Genomic DNA, 19,110 nt, shown 5'->3' on the forward strand with positions numbered 1-19,110 from the left:
CTTAGTTTATGATAGCGTTTTTTAAAATTGCTGCATCCACTCCAGCCTCTGCAAGCTCGCTAAGCCCATCAAGGCTATCTATAACGCAAGCTATTTTTGCGTCAAATAGATAATACTCTGCAAGCCTAACCGCCTCCTTTGCTTGGCTTAATGGCACGATGATAAGGCTAGCCTTTAGCGCATTTGCGAGCAGGATTTCCTTTATATCGGCGCAAAATATTGCCATTCTAGCGCCCACGCTTTGGGCTTTTTTTATCAGGGCTTTATTAAATTTAAACCCAACTATCGCCTCAAGCCTAGTTCCGCTTAGTGGCAAATTTATAGGAGAGTGCGCTACTTTTGTCTGCTCTTTTTTTGCGTGCGCAATTATTGCCTCATCGATTTTTTCGGTTGAGTTTGCCATGTAAATGGGATCAAATTTGATTAGCTCATCGCCTATTATTATCATGACTTTTCCTTTTGGCAGTTTTGACAAAGCCCATTTTTTAGGCTAGTCTCATCTACAAATACCCCACATTTTTTGCACGCCACAAAGCTCTCCTCGTCCTTTTGGGGGCTATTTTGTATCCTGTTTTTTCGCTTAAAAAACAGCGAGTAAAGCACATATACTACAAGCAAAGCTACTATTGTTTTAATCACGTTAAGCCTCCAACTAGCGCATAAATTCTTGCTTCATTGCCGCTTTTAAGCTCTATTTTTGCGTTTTTAAATTTATCCTTTAAAGCCTCTATCTCGTCTTTATATTCAGAGCCTTTATAGAGCAAAAAAAGCGTGCTAGAATCGTAAAATCCACTGCAAAGCTCAATCAAGGCATTTGCGTTTGTAAGCGCTCTTGAGGTGATTAAATCGGCTTTAAATTTATCCGAAGTTTCGATTTTTTGGCTATTTATTTTTACGTTTTTTAGCCCAAGACTCGCCACGCAGTAGCTTAAAAAGCTCGCCTTTTTTGCAATAGGCTCATAAAGGCTCCACTCACACTGTGACATTTTAGCCGCTAAAAATAACGCAGGTAGCCCCGCTCCGCTGCCCACATCAATAGCCCTTTTTGCCTCAGTTAAGTCGCAAAAAAGCTCAAGTGGCAGCACGCTATCGGCAATTTGAGTTTTTAGCTCGTCTGCTTTATATCTGCTTAGACTATGCACGCGGTTAAATTTATCAAGTATCCTCGCATACTCCTCGCAAAAAAGCTTAAAATCACTCATCTAGCATATGCCCCATTTGCTCTTTTTTGACCCGCAAATAGCCTTCGTTAAATTCATTCGGCGTTATCTGTATCGGTATGCGATTTACTATTTTTGCCTTTAGTGCGGAGAGTTTTTCTGGGTTGTTTGTAAGCAGATTTATCTGTGTGATGCCAAAATGCGCTAGGATAAAATCGACTATCTCGTAAGTTCTTAAATCCGCCTTAAAGCCAAGCTGATGGTTTGCTTGTATGGTGTCAAAGCCAAGATCTTGCAGATGGTAGGCGTTTATTTTATTTAAAAGCCCGATATTTCGCCCCTCTTGACGTAGATATATTACCATTCCGCCGTGCTGCTCGATATATTTTAGTGCCGCCTCAAGCTGATCGCGGCAGTCGCATTTTAGACTGCCTATCGCATCGCCTGTTAGGCACTCTGAATGCACTCTGACGTTTATTACGCCGTTTAAATCGCCCTTATAAATTGCAAGATGCTCTTTCTCGCCCTCTTTAAATGCCATTACTTTATACTGTCCAAAACGTGAAGGCAGGTTCGCCTCATCTGAAATTTCTATTTTCATTTTAAATTTACTCCAAATATGCTAAAATCAAACATTTTATCAGATTAAAGGCAAAAATATGTTTAAACGATTTAGAAGATTAAGAAGTAGTGAGAATTTACGCTCTTTAGTTAGGGAGACTAGGCTTTGTGTCGATGATTTGATTTATCCGCTTTTTGTCGTACCAGGAAGTGGGGTAAGAAATGAAATATCCTCTATGCCAGGGGTGTTTCAGTTAAGTCTTGATGAGATATTAAAAGAGTGCGCAGAGGTCGTAAAGCTCGGCATAAAATCGATAATTTTATTTGGAATTCCAAGTCTAAAAGATAGCGTTGGTAGCGACGCATTAAGCGATGATGGTATCATCGCCACTGCTGTAAGGGCGATAAAAAAAGCCTACCCAGATTTAATAGTAATAACTGATCTTTGCTTTTGTGAGTACACAGACCATGGACACTGTGGCATACTCTGTGGACATAGCGTGGATAACGACGCTACACTTGAAATCTCGGCTAAGCAAGCCCTGGTACACGCTAGAGCGGGCGCTGACATCATCGCGCCAAGTGGTATGATGGATGGAATTATTGCCACACTTAGGGACGCACTTGATGGGGCTGGGTATGAAAACCTACCTATAATGTCATATTCGACTAAATTTGCCTCAGCCTATTACGGGCCATTTCGAGATGTGGCGCAGAGTGCACCTAGCTTTGGCGATCGCAGGAGTTATCAAATGGACGTAGCAAATATCCGTGAAGCTATATCTGAGAGCCTAGAGGATGAGATGCAAGGTGCTGATATACTCATGGTAAAGCCAGCTCTTGCCTATCTAGACGTGATAAAAGAGATAAAAGAGCGCACTCTAGCCCCACTTTGTGCATATAATGTAAGTGGGGAGTACGCTATGCTAAAAGCAGCTGGGGCTGCTGGAGTGATAGATTATGAGCGCGTGATGATGGAGACTTTGCTGGCGTTTAAGCGTGCTGGAGCAGACCTAATAATCACCTATCACGCTAAAGAGGCAGCGGCTATTTTAGGCAGGGCGATATGAGACATTGTCTTAGCTTGGATGATTTTTCTCGTGATGAAATTTTGCAGATTTTAGACCTATCTGCTAGCCTAAAATCTGAGCGTAAAAACGGCGTTAAAAAGCCCTACCTTGAGGGGATAAATTTAGCCATGATATTTGAGAAAAACTCAACTCGCACTAGGGTTAGCTTTGAGGTTGGCATAAACGAGCTAGGTGGCAGGGGGCTATTTTTATCAAGTAAGGACTTGCAGCTTGGGCGTGGAGAGCCAATAAAAGACACAGCTAGGGTTATAGGCAGGATGTGCGATATGGCTATGTTGCGTGTAAATTGCCACGAGGATTTGGTGGAATTTGCAAGGTACGCAAACGTGCCAGTTATTAATGGCTTAAGCGACAAATTTCATCCAGTGCAGCTTTTGGCTGATTATCTTAGCATGGTTGAATCTGGCAAGGCTGACGCAAAAATAGCCTATGTTGGAGATGGTAATAACATAGCCCATAGCTGGCTTATGCTAGCTAGTAAGCTAGGGCTAAGTCTAAATATCGCTACACCAAAGGGCTATGAGGTAAGCTCTGAAGTACTAGAAAAAGCAAAACAAAATGCAAAAATAAGTGGCGCGAAAATTTCTATTTTTGACGACCCAAAAGAGGCGGTTTGTGGTGCTAGCGTGGTAAGCACTGATACGTGGGTGTCTATGGGGCAAGAGGAGCAAAAGGCAAAAAAGCTTGCTGATTTTGCTGGATTTTGCGTAGATAGCGCATTAATGAGCTTAGCCAAGCCAGATGCTATGTTTTTACACTGCTTGCCAGCTTATCGTGGATATGAGGTGAGCGAGGAGGTTTTTGAGGCGCATGCTGATGAAATTTTTAACGAAGCTGAAAATAGATTGCATGCCCAAAAGGGGCTTATGCTATGGCTTTTAAGGCACAAGAATGAATAAAATCGATCAAAAAATAGAGCAAGCAAGTGCTGATTTGGGTATTAAAAAAGATGGCAGGGTTGTGCTTGAGATGAGTGCTTGCGATGATGAAAATAGCAGACTTATAAGCCTAAAAAGCGGTGCGTGGGATATGGATACGCCGTGGTTTGTGCTAGATGATGGCGAGCCTAGGGTAATGATGGGGCTTGGTGAGCTTATGGCTATGGCTCAAAGCTATAAAGAGGTACAAAAAGAGTGCTTTGAGCTAAAGCTTGAAAAGAGCATTTGGCAAAATATTCCTGCAGATTTTAGTGATGTCTGGGCTGTGGCTATGGATAAAGTAAAAAGACAAAAGCCGTCAAATATAGCAAGCATAAGCTCAATAGACACAGACAAGCTAGTAAGATGTATAAAAAAAGACCACCCAAATTTATTTGTAGATATGAATGAAATTATGAAGGAGTAGTGATGATTGATTTTTCGGCATATGTGAAGTACTCTCGCCCAGGACCGCGTTATACTAGCTATCCTACTGCGCCAGAGTTTAGCGATAAATTTAGCTATGAGGATTATATAAATGAGCTAAAAAGCAGGGACTCCTCTCGACCACTATCGCTTTACCTTCATTTGCCATTTTGTCGTTCGGCGTGCTATTTTTGCGGCTGTAACGTCATTTATACAAGCAAAGAGGACAAAAAGACGCGGTATATGGAGTATTTAGAGCGTGAGCTGGATATTTTATCTAGCACTTTAGATACGAGCGCACCTGTCCTTCAGATGCACTTTGGGGGTGGTACTCCGACTTTTTACTCAGCTAAGCAGCTTGATGCCATTATAGGTATGATTAAGGATAAATTTAAAAACTTTCGAGATGACGCTGAGGTAAGTTGCGAGATAGACCCTAGATTTTTAAACGCAGAGCAGCTTGATGTGTTAGTATCTCATGGCTTTAACCGTATTAGCTACGGAGTGCAGGATTTTGACTCTAGGGTGCAGGAGGAGATACACCGTATCCAGCCATTTGAGCTTACGCAAAATGCCGTAAAAATGGCAAGAGAGCGTGGTATAAATTCCATAAACATGGATCTAATCTATGGGCTTCCCTACCAAAGCCTAGAAAGCTTTAAGCGTACATTAAGCCTTGCAAAGGAGCTTGACCCAGATAGGCTTGCGGTGTTTAACTACGCTCACGTGCCATGGCTTAAAAAGTCCATGCGTAAATTTGATGAGGCTACGTTACCAAGCCCTCAAACAAAGCTTGAAATTTTAAAATATACTGCCGATTTTCTTACTCAAAATGGCTATAACATGATAGGCATGGATCACTTCGCAAAGCCTAGTGATGAGCTTTTTGCGGCGCTAAATGACGGCACTTTGCATAGAAATTTCCAAGGCTACACTACTAAGGGTGGGGCAGATTTAGTCGGTATCGGACTTACTAGCATAGGCGAGGGCGTGCGGTACTATGCGCAAAATCACAAGGATATGAGCGAGTATGAAGCAGCACTTGATGCGGGCAGATTGCCTTATCATAGAGGAATTTATCTAAGCGATGAGGATCTACTAAGAAAGAGTGTGATAATGAGCCTGATGAGTAATTTTGCGCTTGATAAAAGGAGCATAGAGGCTAGATTTGGGATTAAATTTGATGAGCATTTTAAAAGCGAGCTTGAAGCGCTTAAGCAGTTTGATGAGCTTGTAAGTATTAGTGATGAAGCGATAAAGGTAAGCCAAACAGGAAGCCTTGTCATACGCAATATTGCTATGTGCTTTGACGAGTACCTAAGCGCCATTCCAGAGGAGAAAAGGCGCTTTTCAAAGACCATTTAAAGAGTGCAAAATGTTTGATTTTAGCCAGATTAGCGACGCATGTGTAAAGTGCGGTAGGTGCATTCAAGTATGCACCATCTATAGCGTAAACCGTGATGAGGCGACAAGTCCGCGTGGATTTTTGGATTTAGTGGGTGCGTACAGCAGAGGCGAGCTAGGGCTAGATAAGGGCGCAAAGCGCATATTTGAGAGCTGCTTTTTGTGTACAAACTGTGTCGAAGTATGTCCTAAAAATTTACGTGTTGATACGGCTATTGAATTTATCCGCGCAGACATCGCCAAAAAGCACGGCATAGCGTGGTATAAGAGGGCGTTTTTCTTTTTGCTTAGGCACAGGTGGGCTATGGATTTTTGCGCGAAGCTAGGCTTTGTCTTTCAAAGTTGCGCATTTAAGTTACGTCAGGGTGGCATGAGCGCACGCTTTAGTCTGCCGATGATAAAAAAGGGGCGATTTTTACCTTCTGCTAAGCGCAAAAGCTTTTTAAACTCGCACCCAAAAATCATACCAGCAAGTACGCAAAACCCACGCAAAATCGGGCTTTTTATAGGTTGTATGGCAAATTATGCCTACACTGAAGTGGGCGAGAGTATCATAGCCATAGCTAGGGCGCTAAATCTTGAGCTAAATTTAATGAAAAAGCAGGCCTGTTGCGGTGCGCCTGCTTATTTTACAGGGGATTTAGCCACAGCTAAAGAGCTAGCAAAGAAAAATATAGCCTACTTTGAAAGCTTGCTAAATGAGGGCGGTCTTGAGGCTATTATAATTCCAGAGGCGACATGCTCTGCTATGATAAAAGTCGATTACGAGCATCTTTTTGAGGCTGGCAGCCAGTGGCAAAATAGGTTAAAAGTCATAAAAGACAGGGTGTTTATGGCGACTGAGTTTTTGAATAATTTTACAAATTTAAAAGAGCTTTTAAAAAGCCACAATGGTTTAATTGAGGATGTAAAAATCACCTATCACGACCCATGTCATGCTAGAAAAATGCAGGGGATTTGGCGTGAGCCACGAGAAATTTTAAGCCAAAAATTTATCATTAATGAGATGAGTGACTCAAACGCCTGTTGCGGATTTGGAGGGGTTAGTTTGCAGTCTGAGCGCAGAGATTTAGTCGAGGCAGTAGGGGCTAAAAAAGCCCAGATGGTAGGCTTAAGCGGTGCCGAGATAGTAAGTGCTGAGTGTAGTGCGTGTCGTATGCAAATCTCAGACGCTTTGGTAGCAAATGGGGTAAATGCTAGGTTTAAAAATCCGCTTGAGTTAATCGCCCAGAGCTTAAAAAACGATTAATTTAAAGCAAAATTAATGCAAACTTATGTAAAATAACCTAAAATAATCTTATTATACCCCCCCCCACTAAGGTATAATAGTTTAATATTTTCACAGAAAAAGGATTTAAAATCATGAAAAAGTTGATTGCTATTAGCGCATTAGCCGCTACTGTAATAACGGCAAATGCTGCAGATAGGAGTTATAGAATTTATCTAGGCGCTTTCTCTGACGCTACAAGTCAAGCGACACTGGATAAGCTAAGCTCAAATATCAAGGATGAACTAAAAGGGAGCAAGATAGCTGAAGTATCTAGCTATGCATCTGGTGCGAATAAGATACTATACCTTGATACAGAGGCTATTTCACAGGCTGAAGCAGATGAGCTTTTAGGCAAGGTAAAATCTATAAATTCAAATACAAAAACCGCATTTATGCGCCCTAAAAAATCATACATAGCTAGTGCCGAAACTATATCTGAAAATAATCCAGTAGTAACTGTATCAAATGATGATGCAAGCGTTGTTGCTACTGAGGAAAAGGCGCAAGATAGTGTTGCAAATTTACCAGCACTTGATGAGAAGCCTGTTGTTTCTAGCAATGATGAGGTCGAGGATAGCTTTACTTTAACGCTATCAGAGGCTGTAAAGCAGACCCTAGACACAAATCCTAGTCTAAAGAGCATGGAATTTAATTATCTGCAAGTCGGAAAAGATTTAAATATCTCTAAAAATGCCTACTATCCGACACTTGATTTAATCGCTACCGGTGGATATTCAAAGCAGCGTAAGAGAGAAAATGATGGACCAAGATTAAAAGATGGTGGCTTGACATCTGATGTACAGTTGGTATTAACGCAAAATATATATAATGGCGGCGCTGATGAAAATCGCATAAACTCTCAAAGTGCACGTATGGATTCTGCTGCTTATAGCGTGGCTCAAACAGCCGATAGATTGACTTTAAGCTTAGTAAATGCTTATTTGGAAGTTTTAAAAACTAAGCGTATTGTTGATGTTGAAAGAGAGAGTGTAAAAAGCCATGAATTAATCTATAACCAAATAAAAGATCGTGCAGATGCCGGGTTTGGCGTTGCCTCTGAAGAGCGTCAGGCTGGTAGCCGCTATACTCTAGCCCAATCGAATTTAATAGCAGCGCAAAATAACTATGAGGATGCATTAAGTACATTTGAAAAGCTTTATGGGCAAAAAGTCGAGGCCTCATCTTTGGTAACTCCAAATTTTGAAGTAATATTACCAACTAGCCAACAAGAAGTATATGCAAAAGCTATGCAGTGTAATCCTAGCATACTTGTGCAGCGTGCTAATATAGCCATGGCTGAATCTGTCGTAAAAGAGAAAAATGCTGCATTTTTACCAAAGCTTGATTTAGAGCTATCTGGCACTTATGAGACAAGTAAGGTATTTTACGACCACTATGACAATGAGGCTTTAAATGCGCTTGTCAAACTTAGATATAACCTTTACAACAAAGGTGCTGATAAGCTAGACAAAGAAAAAAGCCAGCTAGCAACTCAGCAAGAACAAAGAACACTTGATGAACTTGTACGTGAACTAAGCGAGAGCCTTAAGTTTTCGTGGCAGTCATATGTGCTAGAGCAGAAAAAAATGGAGTATCTAAACGAACATATAGATTATGCTAGAGCTACTCTTGACTCTTATCAGGATGAGTTTAGAATAGGACGCAGAGATCTTATAAATTTGCTTGATGCAGAGAATGAATATAACACGGCTTTAAAAGAGATAGTAAGTACTGAAACGGCGCTTTTATATGCAAAGTATAGACTACTTGATAATATGGGTATGATCTCTGATAGCTTTGAGCCAGGATTTGCTAAACGCTATATCCAAGGCGCTTGCAGTATTCAAAACGACTTAAGATAATTTAAAAATGACCGTTTTTAGGGTCGCTAAATTTATAGCAGCAGCTTTAATTAGTTGCTGCTTGCTTTATACATGGCTGGGTGCTGCTGACCAGATAAGTCAGGCCACTATTGATAAAATGGCTAAAGTTTATGGTGATGGCGGAAAACGACGAACCATAGCTTTAAATAAACTTATGGCAGAGTTAAGAGGGGCTAGTGATCTTGAAAAGCTAAAAAGAGTAAATGACTTTTTTAATCTCATACGCTGGACTGATGATATGAGCGTTTGGGGGAAAAAGGATTACTGGGCAACTAGGATGGAATTTTTGGGTAAAGGCGCAGGTGATTGTGAGGATTATGTAACTGCTAAGTATTTTACACTAAAGCAGCTTGGTGTCCCTACTAGCAAATTATACTTTACCTATGTTAAAGCTTTAAAATACAATCAAGCCCACATGGTACTATCATATTACGAAACACCAAAATCAATACCACTTATTTTAGATAACATTAATGGAAGAATTATGGTTGCAACTCAAAGGAAGGATTTGCTACCAGTTTATAGCTTTAACGGTGATTCGCTTTATCTGGCTAAGCAGGAGGGCTTAGGTCAGATAGTACCAGGTGGGAACAAGAAAAATCCAAAATGGCTAGAACTAGCCGATAAAATGAAAAAAGAGGGACTATGACACTTTTTAAACAGATGATGATAGCTGTTGGTAGCTTTGTTTTGCTTATTTTTGTTGCTGTTGCTTATTTAAATTTTAACAGCTTAAATAGCTACATAAACGCTCAGCTAGGCACAAATGCTCGGCACACGGCAAATTCAATGGGCTTGGCGATAAAATCAGTTGCTGAGTTTCAAGACCCCTCAGCCATAGAGACTATAATAAATTCCATGTTTGACAGCGGATATTATCAGATGATACGCTTTGATGATATAGACGGCAAAACCGTCGCCGAGAGCAAGCAGCTACCAGTCATAGATGGTATACCGTCGTGGTTTATAAGTTTTGCTAAATTTGAAGCACCAGTGGAGAGCAGCGAGATAATGAGCGGCTGGAGCAAGTTTGGTACGCTTTATGTACAGAGTAATCCAGGGCTTGCATATTATGAGCTTTATACAAATATGAAGGACGTTTTTTATACGCTTTTAATAATGATGGCAGTTGCGCTTGTTGCTACATATTTAGGCTTAAAAATCATTTTAGCACCCCTTGCTAGAGTACAAGACCAAGCGGAGGCCATACTCGATAATAAATTTATAATACAGGAAAAAATTCCATTTACTACCGATATGCGCCAGATGGTTTTGGCTATGAATTCCATGGTTAGTAAAGTAAAAGATGTCTTTGAAAGAGAGGCAAAAACGCTTGATAAATATCAGGAATTGCTTTATAAAGATAGCATGAGCGGGCTTTATAATCGTAGATATTTTCAGACTAAATTTAGCGAATATGCATCAAGTGAGGAGTATTCAAGCGGAGTTATGTTGCTTGTTAGCTTTAAAGAGCTTATAAATTTAAAAAAGACTTTGGGTTTTGAAAAATGGCAAAGTCTCGTGCTAAAAATCGCTGAAATGCTAAATAATGCAAGTAGTGAGAGTAAGTATAGTGCCACTCTTTGTCGTCTAAATGAAAATGACTTTGCCCTTCTTATTCCGAGTGCTAGCGCAGAGAGCTTGCAAGGGCTTGCGGCTGGGATTATGAAGCGAACTGCTGCTATGTTTGGTACCTTTGGTATCGGTGATGGAGAATGTGAGGCAAATGCCGTTATAGTTGATTATAAGCACGGAGGGGATTTAAAGACGCTTTTAACAACTGCCGATGTTACGCTAGCATCTGCTAGGGCGGCTGGAAATTATGAATACCGAACTTATAAAGACGGCTCAAACACCCTAATTCTAGGCAAAGAGCAGTATAAAGATTTAATTATAAATTCAATGAAAAATGATAAGTTTAAATTTGCGTCTCAAAAAGTCATTTCTGAAGATGGTAGCTTTACCCAAGAGGAGCTTTATTTACGCCTTGTCGATGATGAGGGCAGATGGCAAATGGCTGGATATTTTATGCCTATGGTAAATGAGCTTGATTTTGGTAGGGAGCTTGATATTTACGTACTTGAGCGTGTTGCAAAGATGGTCTTAAATGGCGCTTTTGCAAGTATTCCTGTAGCGGTTAATCTGGGCAAAGATTTGCTTGTTTCTACGGATGCTTTAAATAAACTTGATGTAATTCTTAAGCAGCTTAGCCTTACGAAGCATAAAATTTATATAGAAATACCAAATAAGGACGATATAAGCTTGCAAAACATTGAAGTTTTGGATAAAAAACTAAAAGAAAACTCATTGGGATTTGGGATTGACCACTTTGGACTAGATGCCAAAAGCATAGATAAACTTAAGGTCATAAGCCCTGATTATGTCAAAATCCAAGCCGCAAATTTAATCGATTTCTTTAGCGATAACACCACAGAACATACTAAGCGCTCATTAGACGTTATACTTGAGTCAAAGGGCATCAAGCTTGTTGCAATAGGAGTTGAAAACGAGGAGCAAAAGCAAAAACTCATCAGCTTTGGCATAAGTATCATGCAGGGCAATTACATAGACAACACTAAAAACGTAGGGTAATATTATGCAAGATAATGTTAAAAAAGATCAGCTTCTTGAGTGCTTGGTTATTTTTACCAAGCTTCACAATAATCCTTACAGCGCCGATGCACTTACAACGGGCTTGCCTGTTAAAGATGGTGAGGAGGTAGAGCTATTTTCGCTAAATAGCAAAAAATCCCTATTCACTCGTGCAGCCCAAAGAGCAGGCTTTGCTTCGACTTTGGTAAAAAAGAGCTTAAAGGATATATCTCCACTTGTTCTACCTTGCATTTTGATGCTAAAAGGAAAGAGGGCTTGCATACTCCAAAGTATTAGCGACGACCATAAATACGCCACTATTATAACCCCAGACATCCCAACTGGCTCGAGTAAAATAGAGCTAGAAAGTTTAGAGGGTGAGTATATAGGTTATGCTTATTATCTAAAGAGGGAATTTGTCCCAGATGAGAGCAATTCAAATAGTATGCACCTTATTGATGGTGGCAAGGAGCATTGGTTTTGGGGGACACTAAATCGCTCCAAAAAGATATATATTGACGTTTTGCTTGCAAGCTTTATTATAAATTTATTTGTGCTTGCCAGCCCACTTTTTACCATGAATGTCTATGACCGCGTTGTGCCAAATAACGCAGTTGAGACGCTTTGGGTGCTTGCTATTGGCGTGGCGGCGGTTTATATAATTGACCTATTTATGAAATTTATCCGCTCTTATTTTTTAGAGATGGCAGGCAAAAAATCAGATATTATAATGAGCTCGCTTTTATTTGAGCGCGTGCTTGATATGCAACTATCAAATAGACCAAAATCTATCGGAAGTTTTGCTCAAAATTTGAAAGAATTTGACACTGTGCGAGGCTTTTTTAGCTCGGTTTCCATCGCCGCTATTGTTGATTTGCCATTTACTGTAATTTTTCTTTTGACGGTTTATTTTATAGCAGGCTATATAGTTTGGGTACCGATAGTTATTATGTTAATTATTCTTTGCTATGCCCTGTTTTTAAAAGATCCGCTTCAAAAATCTATAGCCCAGACTTACGAAGCTTCAGCTATTAAAAATGGAATCTTAATAGAAAGCTTAAATGCACTTGAAACGATTAAAACTTTAGGAGCGAGTGGACGTGCGCAGTGGAGCTGGGAGGAGGCGACTGGTGAGATAGCAAACCGTAGTATAAAATCAAAAATCCTAACAAGCTCAATAGGCACTATAACGGCCTTTTTAATCCAGCTAAATACCGTATTTGTCGTAGTCCTTGGCGTATATATGATAAAAAATACTGAGCTTACCATGGGTGGGCTAATAGCAGCCGTTATCCTTTCATCTCGTGCTATTGCGCCTATTGGACAGTGCGCTGCTCTTATGTCAAATTTTGAGCAGACTAAGGCGGCTTATGAGAGCTTAAATAAGATTATGAATATGCCTGTGGAAAGACCGGATGGGAAAAAATTTGTCCGCCGTAATAAATTTGAGGGTAAAATCCAGTTTAAAAATGTCTTTTTTACATATCCAGAAAGCAGTACAAATTCAATTGACGGTATTAGTTTTACTATAAATCCTGGCGAAAAAGTAGGCATCATAGGGCGAAACGGAAGTGGTAAAACAACGATAGAAAAGCTGATTTTAGGACTTTATAAGCCAACAGATGGTGCGGTGCTAATAGACGGTATAGATATAAATCAAATCGACCCAGCCGACCTGCGTAAAAATATAGGCTACGTGCCACAAGATATAGTTTTATTTAAAGGCACTGTGCGGGAGAATATAGTCTACCGCGCGCCTTGGGTTGATGATATGCAAATTATTAAGGCCGCTAAGATTAGTGGAGTAGACGATTTTGTTAATATTCACCCACTGGGCTTTGATATGCCAGTTGGCGAAAGGGGTGACGGCATCAGCGGCGGCCAGCGTCAAAGTATCGCCGTGGCTAGAGCGTTTTTACTAGATAGCAGTATAGTGCTGCTTGATGAGCCAACAAATTCATTAGACAGTACAGCCGAGGCAAAGCTAACTAGAAATATTAAAGATAGCACGTCAAATCATACTCTCATTCTCATAACTCATAAAATGGGACTTCTTGAGCTTGTTGATAGGCTTATAGTAGTCGATAATGGCAAGATCGTGCTAGATGGTCCAAAACAAGTTGTATTAGATAAACTCTCTGGAAAGTGAGACGCAATATGCAAGAAAATCAAGAAAATTTAAATAGCACTAATGCTCCAAAAGAGGAGGCAAATCCTCAGCCAAAAGAGCCAGTCTCAAAAGACGAAGCAAAAGAGCTTAGTAAAGAGATAGGAGAGCGTATAAAATTTATAAGAACAAATGTCCAAAAAAAAGAGTATGATGCAAACGATCTGCGCTTTATGTCAAGCCTTTCTGAGGCCGTGCTTGCTAAATCCTCGTCGGCCTCAAGAAAGATACTTTATGTTATCTTTTTGGCGATTGCATGGCTTTTGATTTGGGCGAATTTTGCCGAGATTGATGAGATAACAAGAGGGCAGGGCAGCATCGTGCCATCTGGCAAAAATCAAGTCGTACAAAACCTAGAAGGCGGTATTGTCCAAGAGATTTTGGTTAAAGAGGGTGATGTAGTTAAAAAAGGACAAATTTTAATACGCATTGACAATAAAAGCTTTGAGTCAAGCTTTGGTGAGAGTGAGGTGCGTCAAAATGAACTTGAGGCTAAATTTGCAAGATTAAAAGCTGAGTCAAACGGCGAGGCTTTTGAGCTGGGCGAAAATCCAAATGACGCCATGCTTCATGAAAAAAGCCTTTATGATAGCAACCAAGCGCAGCTTGCACAGCAAGAAAATATAGTAAAAGAGCAAATTCGTCAAAAAGAGATAGAGCTTAATGAGCTAAATAGCAAAATAAACCAGCTAAAAAGCGCATACGCTCTTGTGGTTAAGGAGAAAAATATCACTGAGCCCCTGTTTAAAAAGGGGCTTGTAAGCGAGGTGGAATTCTTGCAGTTGCAAAGAAAGCTGTCTGATTTAAAGGGCGACTTAGACTCTTCTATTGTTTCAATTCCTAGGGCTCAAGCTGCCATAGCAGAGGCAAAAAATAAGCTAAGCGAGGTAAAGCTTGATTTTACAAACAAAGCAAAGAAAGAATTTAATGAAGTCTCAGCGGAGCTAGGGCGTTTGCGCCAGCAAAAAATCGGCATAGAGGATAGGGTTGATAGGACGTTGGTTCGCTCTCCTGTTAATGGCGTGGTAAGCAAGCTTTATATTCACACGGTATCAGGCGTTATAAAGCCAGGTGAAAATATAGCCGAGATAGTCCCACTTGAGGATAATCTAATAGCCGAAGTTAAGGTAAAGCCTTCAGATGTGGCTTTTTTAAGGCAGGGCTTGCCAGCTATGGTAAAGGTAACGGCATATGATTTTAGTATATATGGCGGTCTTGAGGGCGAAGTGGAGCAAATAAGTGCTGATACTGAGACTGATGAGCGCGGTAATAGCTGGTATTTGGTTAGGATTAAGACTTATAAAAATCACCTAGGCACCGACGCCAGACCGCTTCGTATTATAGTTGGTATGGTCGTTAGTGCAGATATTATTACGGGCAAAAAATCTGTACTTGATTATCTACTTAAGCCTATATTAAAAGTAAAGCAAGCTGCGCTTAGAGAGAGATGATGAGCGATATCAAATTTAGCGGCAAAACTAGCGAGTACACAGCTGCTATTTCTGCTAGCCTTGACGGCGCTATTATTATTAATGATAGCGTTTTTGAGCGAGACTATAGCAGAGTAATTACCGACCCTAATATAAATTTGATTTTTACAGATGGGGCTTTTAAGGCTGATGAGTTTTTAGTATCTGGTAAAAATACATTAGAGCTAGACGGGGTTTTGCCTTTTAAGAAAAAATTTAGTATAATGGAAAGCAATAGCCAGTATAAGCTGATTGAATTTGGTAAGCATGTCAATGTGGGGTTTGGCTCAAGAGATTGCGTGAGTTTGTCTATATTTGGCTACGATGAGCGTATGGATAGCATTATAATAGACACCAGTGCTATTTTAGATTATGTTGGATACAGTTATGCTATAGCTGATAGCTGTTTTAGCCTAAAGCTTACTGGAGTTATCGACAAAGAAATGCTTAGTAGATTGATTTTTAGCTGCGCTTGCGCGGTATATTGCGCCATAAATCGCCAGATAAAGGTAAGCATAAGCGTGGATTCTAGTTTAATCTTTTCTCAAGAGTATAATTGCGAAATCATAAGAGGGGTTTAGATGCAAATTTTACTTGTTTCAACCAAAAAGCAGATTTTAAAGCACCTTAATGAAATATTAAACAATCAAGCTCAAGAGTGCAGAGATATGTCTATGCTCGAACTCGCAATCTTTAAAGCGGCAAAAGACAACTCTATAATATGTATGGATGTTTCAAGTATGGGAGATGATGCTATTGATACTATTGAGCATTACCTTGCGCAATATCCCACCTTGCGTATCTTAGCGCTTTCGCAAAATCCAAATTTAATGGAAGGGTCTAAATTATTAGAAGTTGGCGTTAAAGGCTATGTTAATTCAAGGCTTTATGATACGCACTTAAAAGATGCGATAAAAGCTATTTCAGATGGTAATGTGTGGGTTTATCCTGAGTTTATATACTCAATGGTAAAAATGGTGTCAAAAAAAACAAATCCACAAAAAACCAATCTTGATATATTAACACCAAAAGAAAAAGATGTGGCAAATTTGGTGCTAGATGGGCTTAGCAATAAGCAAATAGCGCAGACAACGGGCGTTAGTGAGCGCACTGTAAAGGCTCATATCTCTAGCATTTATTCTAAATTCAATGTAAAAGATAGAATAGGTTTTGTCATAGCTATGGAGGATAAGGGCTAAACAAATACCGTATGATTAGCCTTTTTTTGATAAATTTATAATAATACTTTACTTTGTTCTTAAATTTTAATTTTCTAAGCCATTTTTGAATTTTTATAAAAATATCTATAAATTTTTATAAAATCTCTTGACAAACCTTTTAAAAAAAGCTATAATCCCAACTTCATTAAGACAATTTCGGATGCTGGTGTAGCTCAGTTGGTAGAGCTACTGCCTTGTAAGCAGTAGGTCGGCGGTTCAAGTCCGTTCACCAGCTCCATTTTATTTTAACAGTGTTTGACCAGATATAAAAGCATATTTTTTATTGTTAAAGGGTGAGATACTCAAGTGGCCAACGAGGGCAGACTGTAAATCTGCTGACTATGTCTTCCGTGGTTCGAATCCACGTCTCACCACCATTTGCTTATGCGGGAGTAGCTCAGTTGGCTAGAGCATCAGCCTTCCAAGCTGAGGGTCGCGGGTTCGAGCCCCGTTTCCCGCTCCACCTTTGGATACTAAACTGGGAGCTGTAATATTATTACTTATATTCGCAGTCATTTGGTTTCCATATTTTAGGTGTTTACATTGTTGCTTTCGTACCATCCTGACGCTCATATGGCTCAGAGGTAGAGCACTTCCTTGGTAAGGAAGAGGTCGCGGGTTCAAGTCCCGCTATGAGCTCCATGTCTTACGATAGTAAATAATGTAAATTAAAAAATGACAATACCACAACGGAGGAAAAGATGGCTAAAGAAAAATTTTCACGAAATAAGCCACATGTAAATATAGGCACCATTGGTCACGTTGACCATGGTAAAACAACTCTAACAGCTGCTATCTCTGCTGTTCTTTCACGCCGCGGTCTAGCTGAGCTAAAAGACTACGATAATATCGACAATGCTCCAGAGGAAAAAGAGCGTGGTATTACTATCGCTACTTCACACATCGAGTATGAAACAGAAAATCGCCACTATGCACACGTTGACTGCCCTGGCCACGCTGACTATGTTAAAAACATGATTACTGGTGCTGCTCAAATGGATGGTGCTATCCTAGTTGTTTCTGCTGCTGATGGTCCAATGCCACAAACTCGTGAGCATATCCTACTATCTCGCCAAGTTGGCGTTCCATACATCGTTGTTTTCATGAACAAAGCTGATATGGTTGATGACGCTGAGCTACTTGAGCTAGTTGAGATGGAGATCCGCGAACTACTAAGCGAGTATGACTTCCCAGGCGATGACACTCCTATTATTTCTGGTTCTGCGCTTAAAGCTCTTGATGAAGCTAAAGCTGGTACAGACGGCGAGTGGTCTGCTAAGGTTCTTGAGCTTATGGCTGCTGTTGATGATTATATCCCAACTCCAACTCGTGATACTGAAAAAGACTTCCTAATGCCAATTGAGGACGTATTCTCAATCTCTGGACGTGGAACCGTTGTTACAGGTAGAATCGAAAAGGGTGTTGTAAAAGTAGGTGATACAATCGAAATCGTAGGTATCCGCCCAACTCAAACAACAACCGTAACTGGCGTTGAAATGTTCCGCAAAGAGATGGATCAAGGCGAAGCTGGCGATAACGTAGGTGTATTGCTACGTGGTACTAAGAAAGAAGACGTTGAGCGTGGTATGGTTTTATGTAAGCCAAAATCAATCACTCCTCACACTAAATTTGAGGGCGAAGTTTATATCCTAACAAAAGAAGAGGGTGGACGCCATACCCCATTCTTTAACAACTATAGACCACAATTTTACGTAAGAACAACTGACGTTACAGGCTCAATCACTCTACCAGAAGGTACAGAGATGGTTATGCCAGGCGATAACGTAAGAATCACTGTTGAGCTAATCGCTCCAGTTGCTCTTGAAGAAGGAACACGTTTTGCGATCCGTGAGGGTGGTAGAACTGTTGGTTCAGGTGTTGTTACTAAAATACTTGCATAATTATAATTAAATTTATAATAGTGGAGAGTTAATTCTCTCCGCTTATTTTATAAGGAAGATTACAGATGAGAATTAAAGTTGGTTTAAAATGTGCTGAATGCGGTGATATAAACTATACAACAACAAAAAATAGCAAAACTATGACAGAAAAAATAGAGTTAAAAAAATACTGTCCTAGACTTAAAAAACATACTATTCATAAAGAAGTTAAACTAAAGAGCTAGTTTTGCACCATTAGGGCAATAGCTCCAACGGTAGAGCGCCGGATTCCAAATCCGATGGTTGGGGGTTCGAATCCCTCTTGCCCTGCCACTATAAGGTAATAAAATGGAAAAGATAATGAACTATTTTAAGCTTTCAAAACTTGAGCTATCAAAGGTTATATTTCCTACTAAAGAGCAAGTTAGAAACGCTTTTATAACAGTCTTTGTCGTGGTGGCAGTTGTATCTCTATTTTTAGCAATAGTAGATGCTCTTATGTCGTTTTCACTATCTAAGTTGATATAAGGAATAAAGATGGCGCACAAATGGTATGCGATACAGACTTATGCTGGTAGCGAAATGGCGGTTAAAAGAGCCATAGAAAACTTAGTAAAAGATCAAGGCATTGAAGAACAGCTAAAAGAGGTCATAGTCCCTACTGAAGATGTTATAGAGATAAAAAACGGAAAACAAAAGATAGTCGAAAGGACACTCTATCCAGGGTATGCTTTCGCTCATCTTGAGCTTGATGTGGCTCTTTGGCATAAAATTCAATTATTGCCAAAGGTAAGTAGATTTATTGGTGAATCAAAAAAACCTTCACCTTTAACTGATAAAGATATTAATACAATTCTTGAAAAAGTACAAAAGCGTGCTGCTCCTAAGCCAAAAATTTATTTTGAAGAGGGTGAGAGTGTACTTATTACAGAAGGACCTTTTGCGAATTTTACTGGAATCGTAGAAGAGTATGATATGGTTCACGGAAAGCTAAGATTAAATGTTTCTATCTTTGGTAGAAGCACCCCAGTTGAGATTTTGTATTCACAAGTTGAGAAGATAATTTAAGG

Annotated in this window: 20 protein-coding genes and 5 tRNA genes; 21 read left to right on the plus strand and 4 right to left on the minus strand. The window is 39.9% G+C overall.

All coding sequences use genetic code 11. The features are described from left to right. Window position 1: 1 nt before the first annotated feature. Genes LBC_RS02335 through ribA form a run of 4 tightly spaced genes read right to left on the minus strand, consistent with a single transcriptional unit; the run spans window position 2 to window position 1,761 of the window. Window positions 2–448, minus strand: a complete 447-nt coding sequence (locus tag LBC_RS02335; RefSeq protein ID WP_221254512.1) for a hypothetical protein — start codon at window positions 446–448, stop codon at window positions 2–4. Continuing rightward, window positions 445–639 carry a hypothetical protein gene (locus LBC_RS02340; protein ID WP_221254513.1) on the minus strand — a complete coding sequence of 65 codons (195 nt, stop codon included), beginning with the start codon at window positions 637–639 and terminating at the stop codon, window positions 445–447. Before LBC_RS02340 ends, LBC_RS02335 begins: the two co-directional genes overlap by 4 nt. Then, a complete protein-coding gene (gene rsmG / locus LBC_RS02345) occupies window positions 636–1,202 on the minus strand; it encodes a 16S rRNA (guanine(527)-N(7))-methyltransferase RsmG (protein WP_221254514.1) in 567 nt (188 codons plus the stop codon). The genes LBC_RS02340 and rsmG overlap by 4 nt, the downstream gene beginning before the upstream one ends. After that, entirely contained in the window at window positions 1,195–1,761 is a 567-nt protein-coding gene (ribA, locus tag LBC_RS02350) for a GTP cyclohydrolase II (protein WP_221254515.1), read from the minus strand. Before ribA ends, rsmG begins: the two co-directional genes overlap by 8 nt. 58 nt (window positions 1,762–1,819) lie before the next feature. Here ribA and hemB point away from each other — a divergent pair, with 58 nt between their 5' ends. The 21 genes from hemB to nusG all read left to right on the plus strand — a co-directional run bounded on the left by hemB (window position 1,820) and on the right by nusG (window position 19,108). Further along, a complete protein-coding gene (hemB, locus tag LBC_RS02355) occupies window positions 1,820–2,791 on the plus strand; it encodes a porphobilinogen synthase (protein ID WP_221254516.1) in 972 nt (323 codons plus the stop codon). After that, window positions 2,788–3,711, plus strand: a complete 924-nt coding sequence (gene argF / locus LBC_RS02360) for an ornithine carbamoyltransferase (RefSeq protein ID WP_221254517.1) — start codon at window positions 2,788–2,790, stop codon at window positions 3,709–3,711. The genes hemB and argF overlap by 4 nt, the downstream gene beginning before the upstream one ends. After that, the gene (locus LBC_RS02365) at window positions 3,704–4,156 is read left to right on the plus strand and encodes a DUF2603 domain-containing protein (protein ID WP_221254518.1); all 453 of its coding nucleotides are present in this window, start codon (window positions 3,704–3,706) and stop codon (window positions 4,154–4,156) included. The genes argF and LBC_RS02365 overlap by 8 nt, the downstream gene beginning before the upstream one ends. A gap of 2 nt (window positions 4,157–4,158) precedes the next feature. Then, window positions 4,159–5,520, plus strand: coding sequence for an oxygen-independent coproporphyrinogen III oxidase (hemN, locus tag LBC_RS02370; protein WP_221254519.1), 1,362 nt, complete (start codon window positions 4,159–4,161; stop codon window positions 5,518–5,520). Window positions 5,521–5,530: 10 nt separating this feature from the next. Then, window positions 5,531–6,808: a (Fe-S)-binding protein gene (locus tag LBC_RS02375; RefSeq protein WP_221254520.1), complete on the plus strand. Its 1,278-nt coding sequence runs from the start codon at window positions 5,531–5,533 to the stop codon at window positions 6,806–6,808. A gap of 113 nt (window positions 6,809–6,921) precedes the next feature. Next, the gene (locus tag LBC_RS02380; RefSeq protein ID WP_221254521.1) at window positions 6,922–8,691 is read left to right on the plus strand and encodes a TolC family outer membrane protein; all 1,770 of its coding nucleotides are present in this window, start codon (window positions 6,922–6,924) and stop codon (window positions 8,689–8,691) included. Window positions 8,692–8,698: 7 nt separating this feature from the next. Further along, a complete protein-coding gene (locus tag LBC_RS02385; RefSeq protein WP_221254522.1) occupies window positions 8,699–9,361 on the plus strand; it encodes a transglutaminase-like cysteine peptidase in 663 nt (220 codons plus the stop codon). Beyond that, complete coding sequence (locus tag LBC_RS02390; protein WP_221254523.1) at window positions 9,358–11,304, plus strand: LapD/MoxY N-terminal periplasmic domain-containing protein; 1,947 nt, start codon at window positions 9,358–9,360, stop codon at window positions 11,302–11,304. The genes LBC_RS02385 and LBC_RS02390 overlap by 4 nt, the downstream gene beginning before the upstream one ends. A gap of 4 nt (window positions 11,305–11,308) precedes the next feature. Continuing rightward, window positions 11,309–13,453, plus strand: a complete 2,145-nt coding sequence (locus tag LBC_RS02395) for a type I secretion system permease/ATPase (RefSeq protein WP_221254524.1) — start codon at window positions 11,309–11,311, stop codon at window positions 13,451–13,453. 8 nt (window positions 13,454–13,461) lie between these two features. Beyond that, window positions 13,462–14,922 carry an HlyD family type I secretion periplasmic adaptor subunit gene (locus LBC_RS02400; RefSeq protein ID WP_221254525.1) on the plus strand — a complete coding sequence of 487 codons (1,461 nt, stop codon included), beginning with the start codon at window positions 13,462–13,464 and terminating at the stop codon, window positions 14,920–14,922. Then, a complete protein-coding gene (locus LBC_RS02405) occupies window positions 14,922–15,521 on the plus strand; it encodes a hypothetical protein (protein ID WP_221254526.1) in 600 nt (199 codons plus the stop codon). Before LBC_RS02400 ends, LBC_RS02405 begins: the two co-directional genes overlap by 1 nt. Further along, window positions 15,522–16,139, plus strand: a complete 618-nt coding sequence (locus LBC_RS02410; RefSeq protein WP_221254527.1) for a response regulator transcription factor — start codon at window positions 15,522–15,524, stop codon at window positions 16,137–16,139. It begins immediately after the preceding gene. Window positions 16,140–16,322: 183 nt separating this feature from the next. Beyond that, window positions 16,323–16,398, plus strand: a tRNA-Thr gene (locus tag LBC_RS02415). Window positions 16,399–16,452: 54 nt separating this feature from the next. Beyond that, window positions 16,453–16,537: transfer RNA gene (locus tag LBC_RS02420), tRNA-Tyr, on the plus strand. A 9-nt stretch (window positions 16,538–16,546) separates the two neighbouring features. Beyond that, window positions 16,547–16,623: transfer RNA gene (locus tag LBC_RS02425), tRNA-Gly, on the plus strand. Window positions 16,624–16,727: 104 nt separating this feature from the next. After that, window positions 16,728–16,802: transfer RNA gene (locus tag LBC_RS02430), tRNA-Thr, on the plus strand. Between the two features lie 59 nt (window positions 16,803–16,861). Continuing rightward, the gene (gene tuf, locus LBC_RS02435; protein ID WP_221254528.1) at window positions 16,862–18,061 is read left to right on the plus strand and encodes an elongation factor Tu; all 1,200 of its coding nucleotides are present in this window, start codon (window positions 16,862–16,864) and stop codon (window positions 18,059–18,061) included. 65 nt (window positions 18,062–18,126) lie between these two features. Beyond that, complete coding sequence (rpmG, locus tag LBC_RS02440) at window positions 18,127–18,285, plus strand: 50S ribosomal protein L33 (RefSeq protein WP_221254529.1); 159 nt, start codon at window positions 18,127–18,129, stop codon at window positions 18,283–18,285. Between the two features lie 12 nt (window positions 18,286–18,297). After that, a tRNA-Trp gene (locus tag LBC_RS02445) sits at window positions 18,298–18,373 on the plus strand. A 15-nt stretch (window positions 18,374–18,388) separates the two neighbouring features. Then, entirely contained in the window at window positions 18,389–18,568 is a 180-nt protein-coding gene (gene secE / locus LBC_RS02450; protein WP_221254530.1) for a preprotein translocase subunit SecE, read from the plus strand. A gap of 9 nt (window positions 18,569–18,577) precedes the next feature. Beyond that, window positions 18,578–19,108, plus strand: coding sequence for a transcription termination/antitermination protein NusG (gene nusG / locus LBC_RS02455; RefSeq protein ID WP_221254531.1), 531 nt, complete (start codon window positions 18,578–18,580; stop codon window positions 19,106–19,108). Window positions 19,109–19,110: the final 2 nt, after the last annotated feature.

This window comes from Campylobacter sp. 19-13652, from assembly GCF_019702925.1.
Lineage (GTDB): Bacteria > Campylobacterota > Campylobacteria > Campylobacterales > Campylobacteraceae > Campylobacter_A.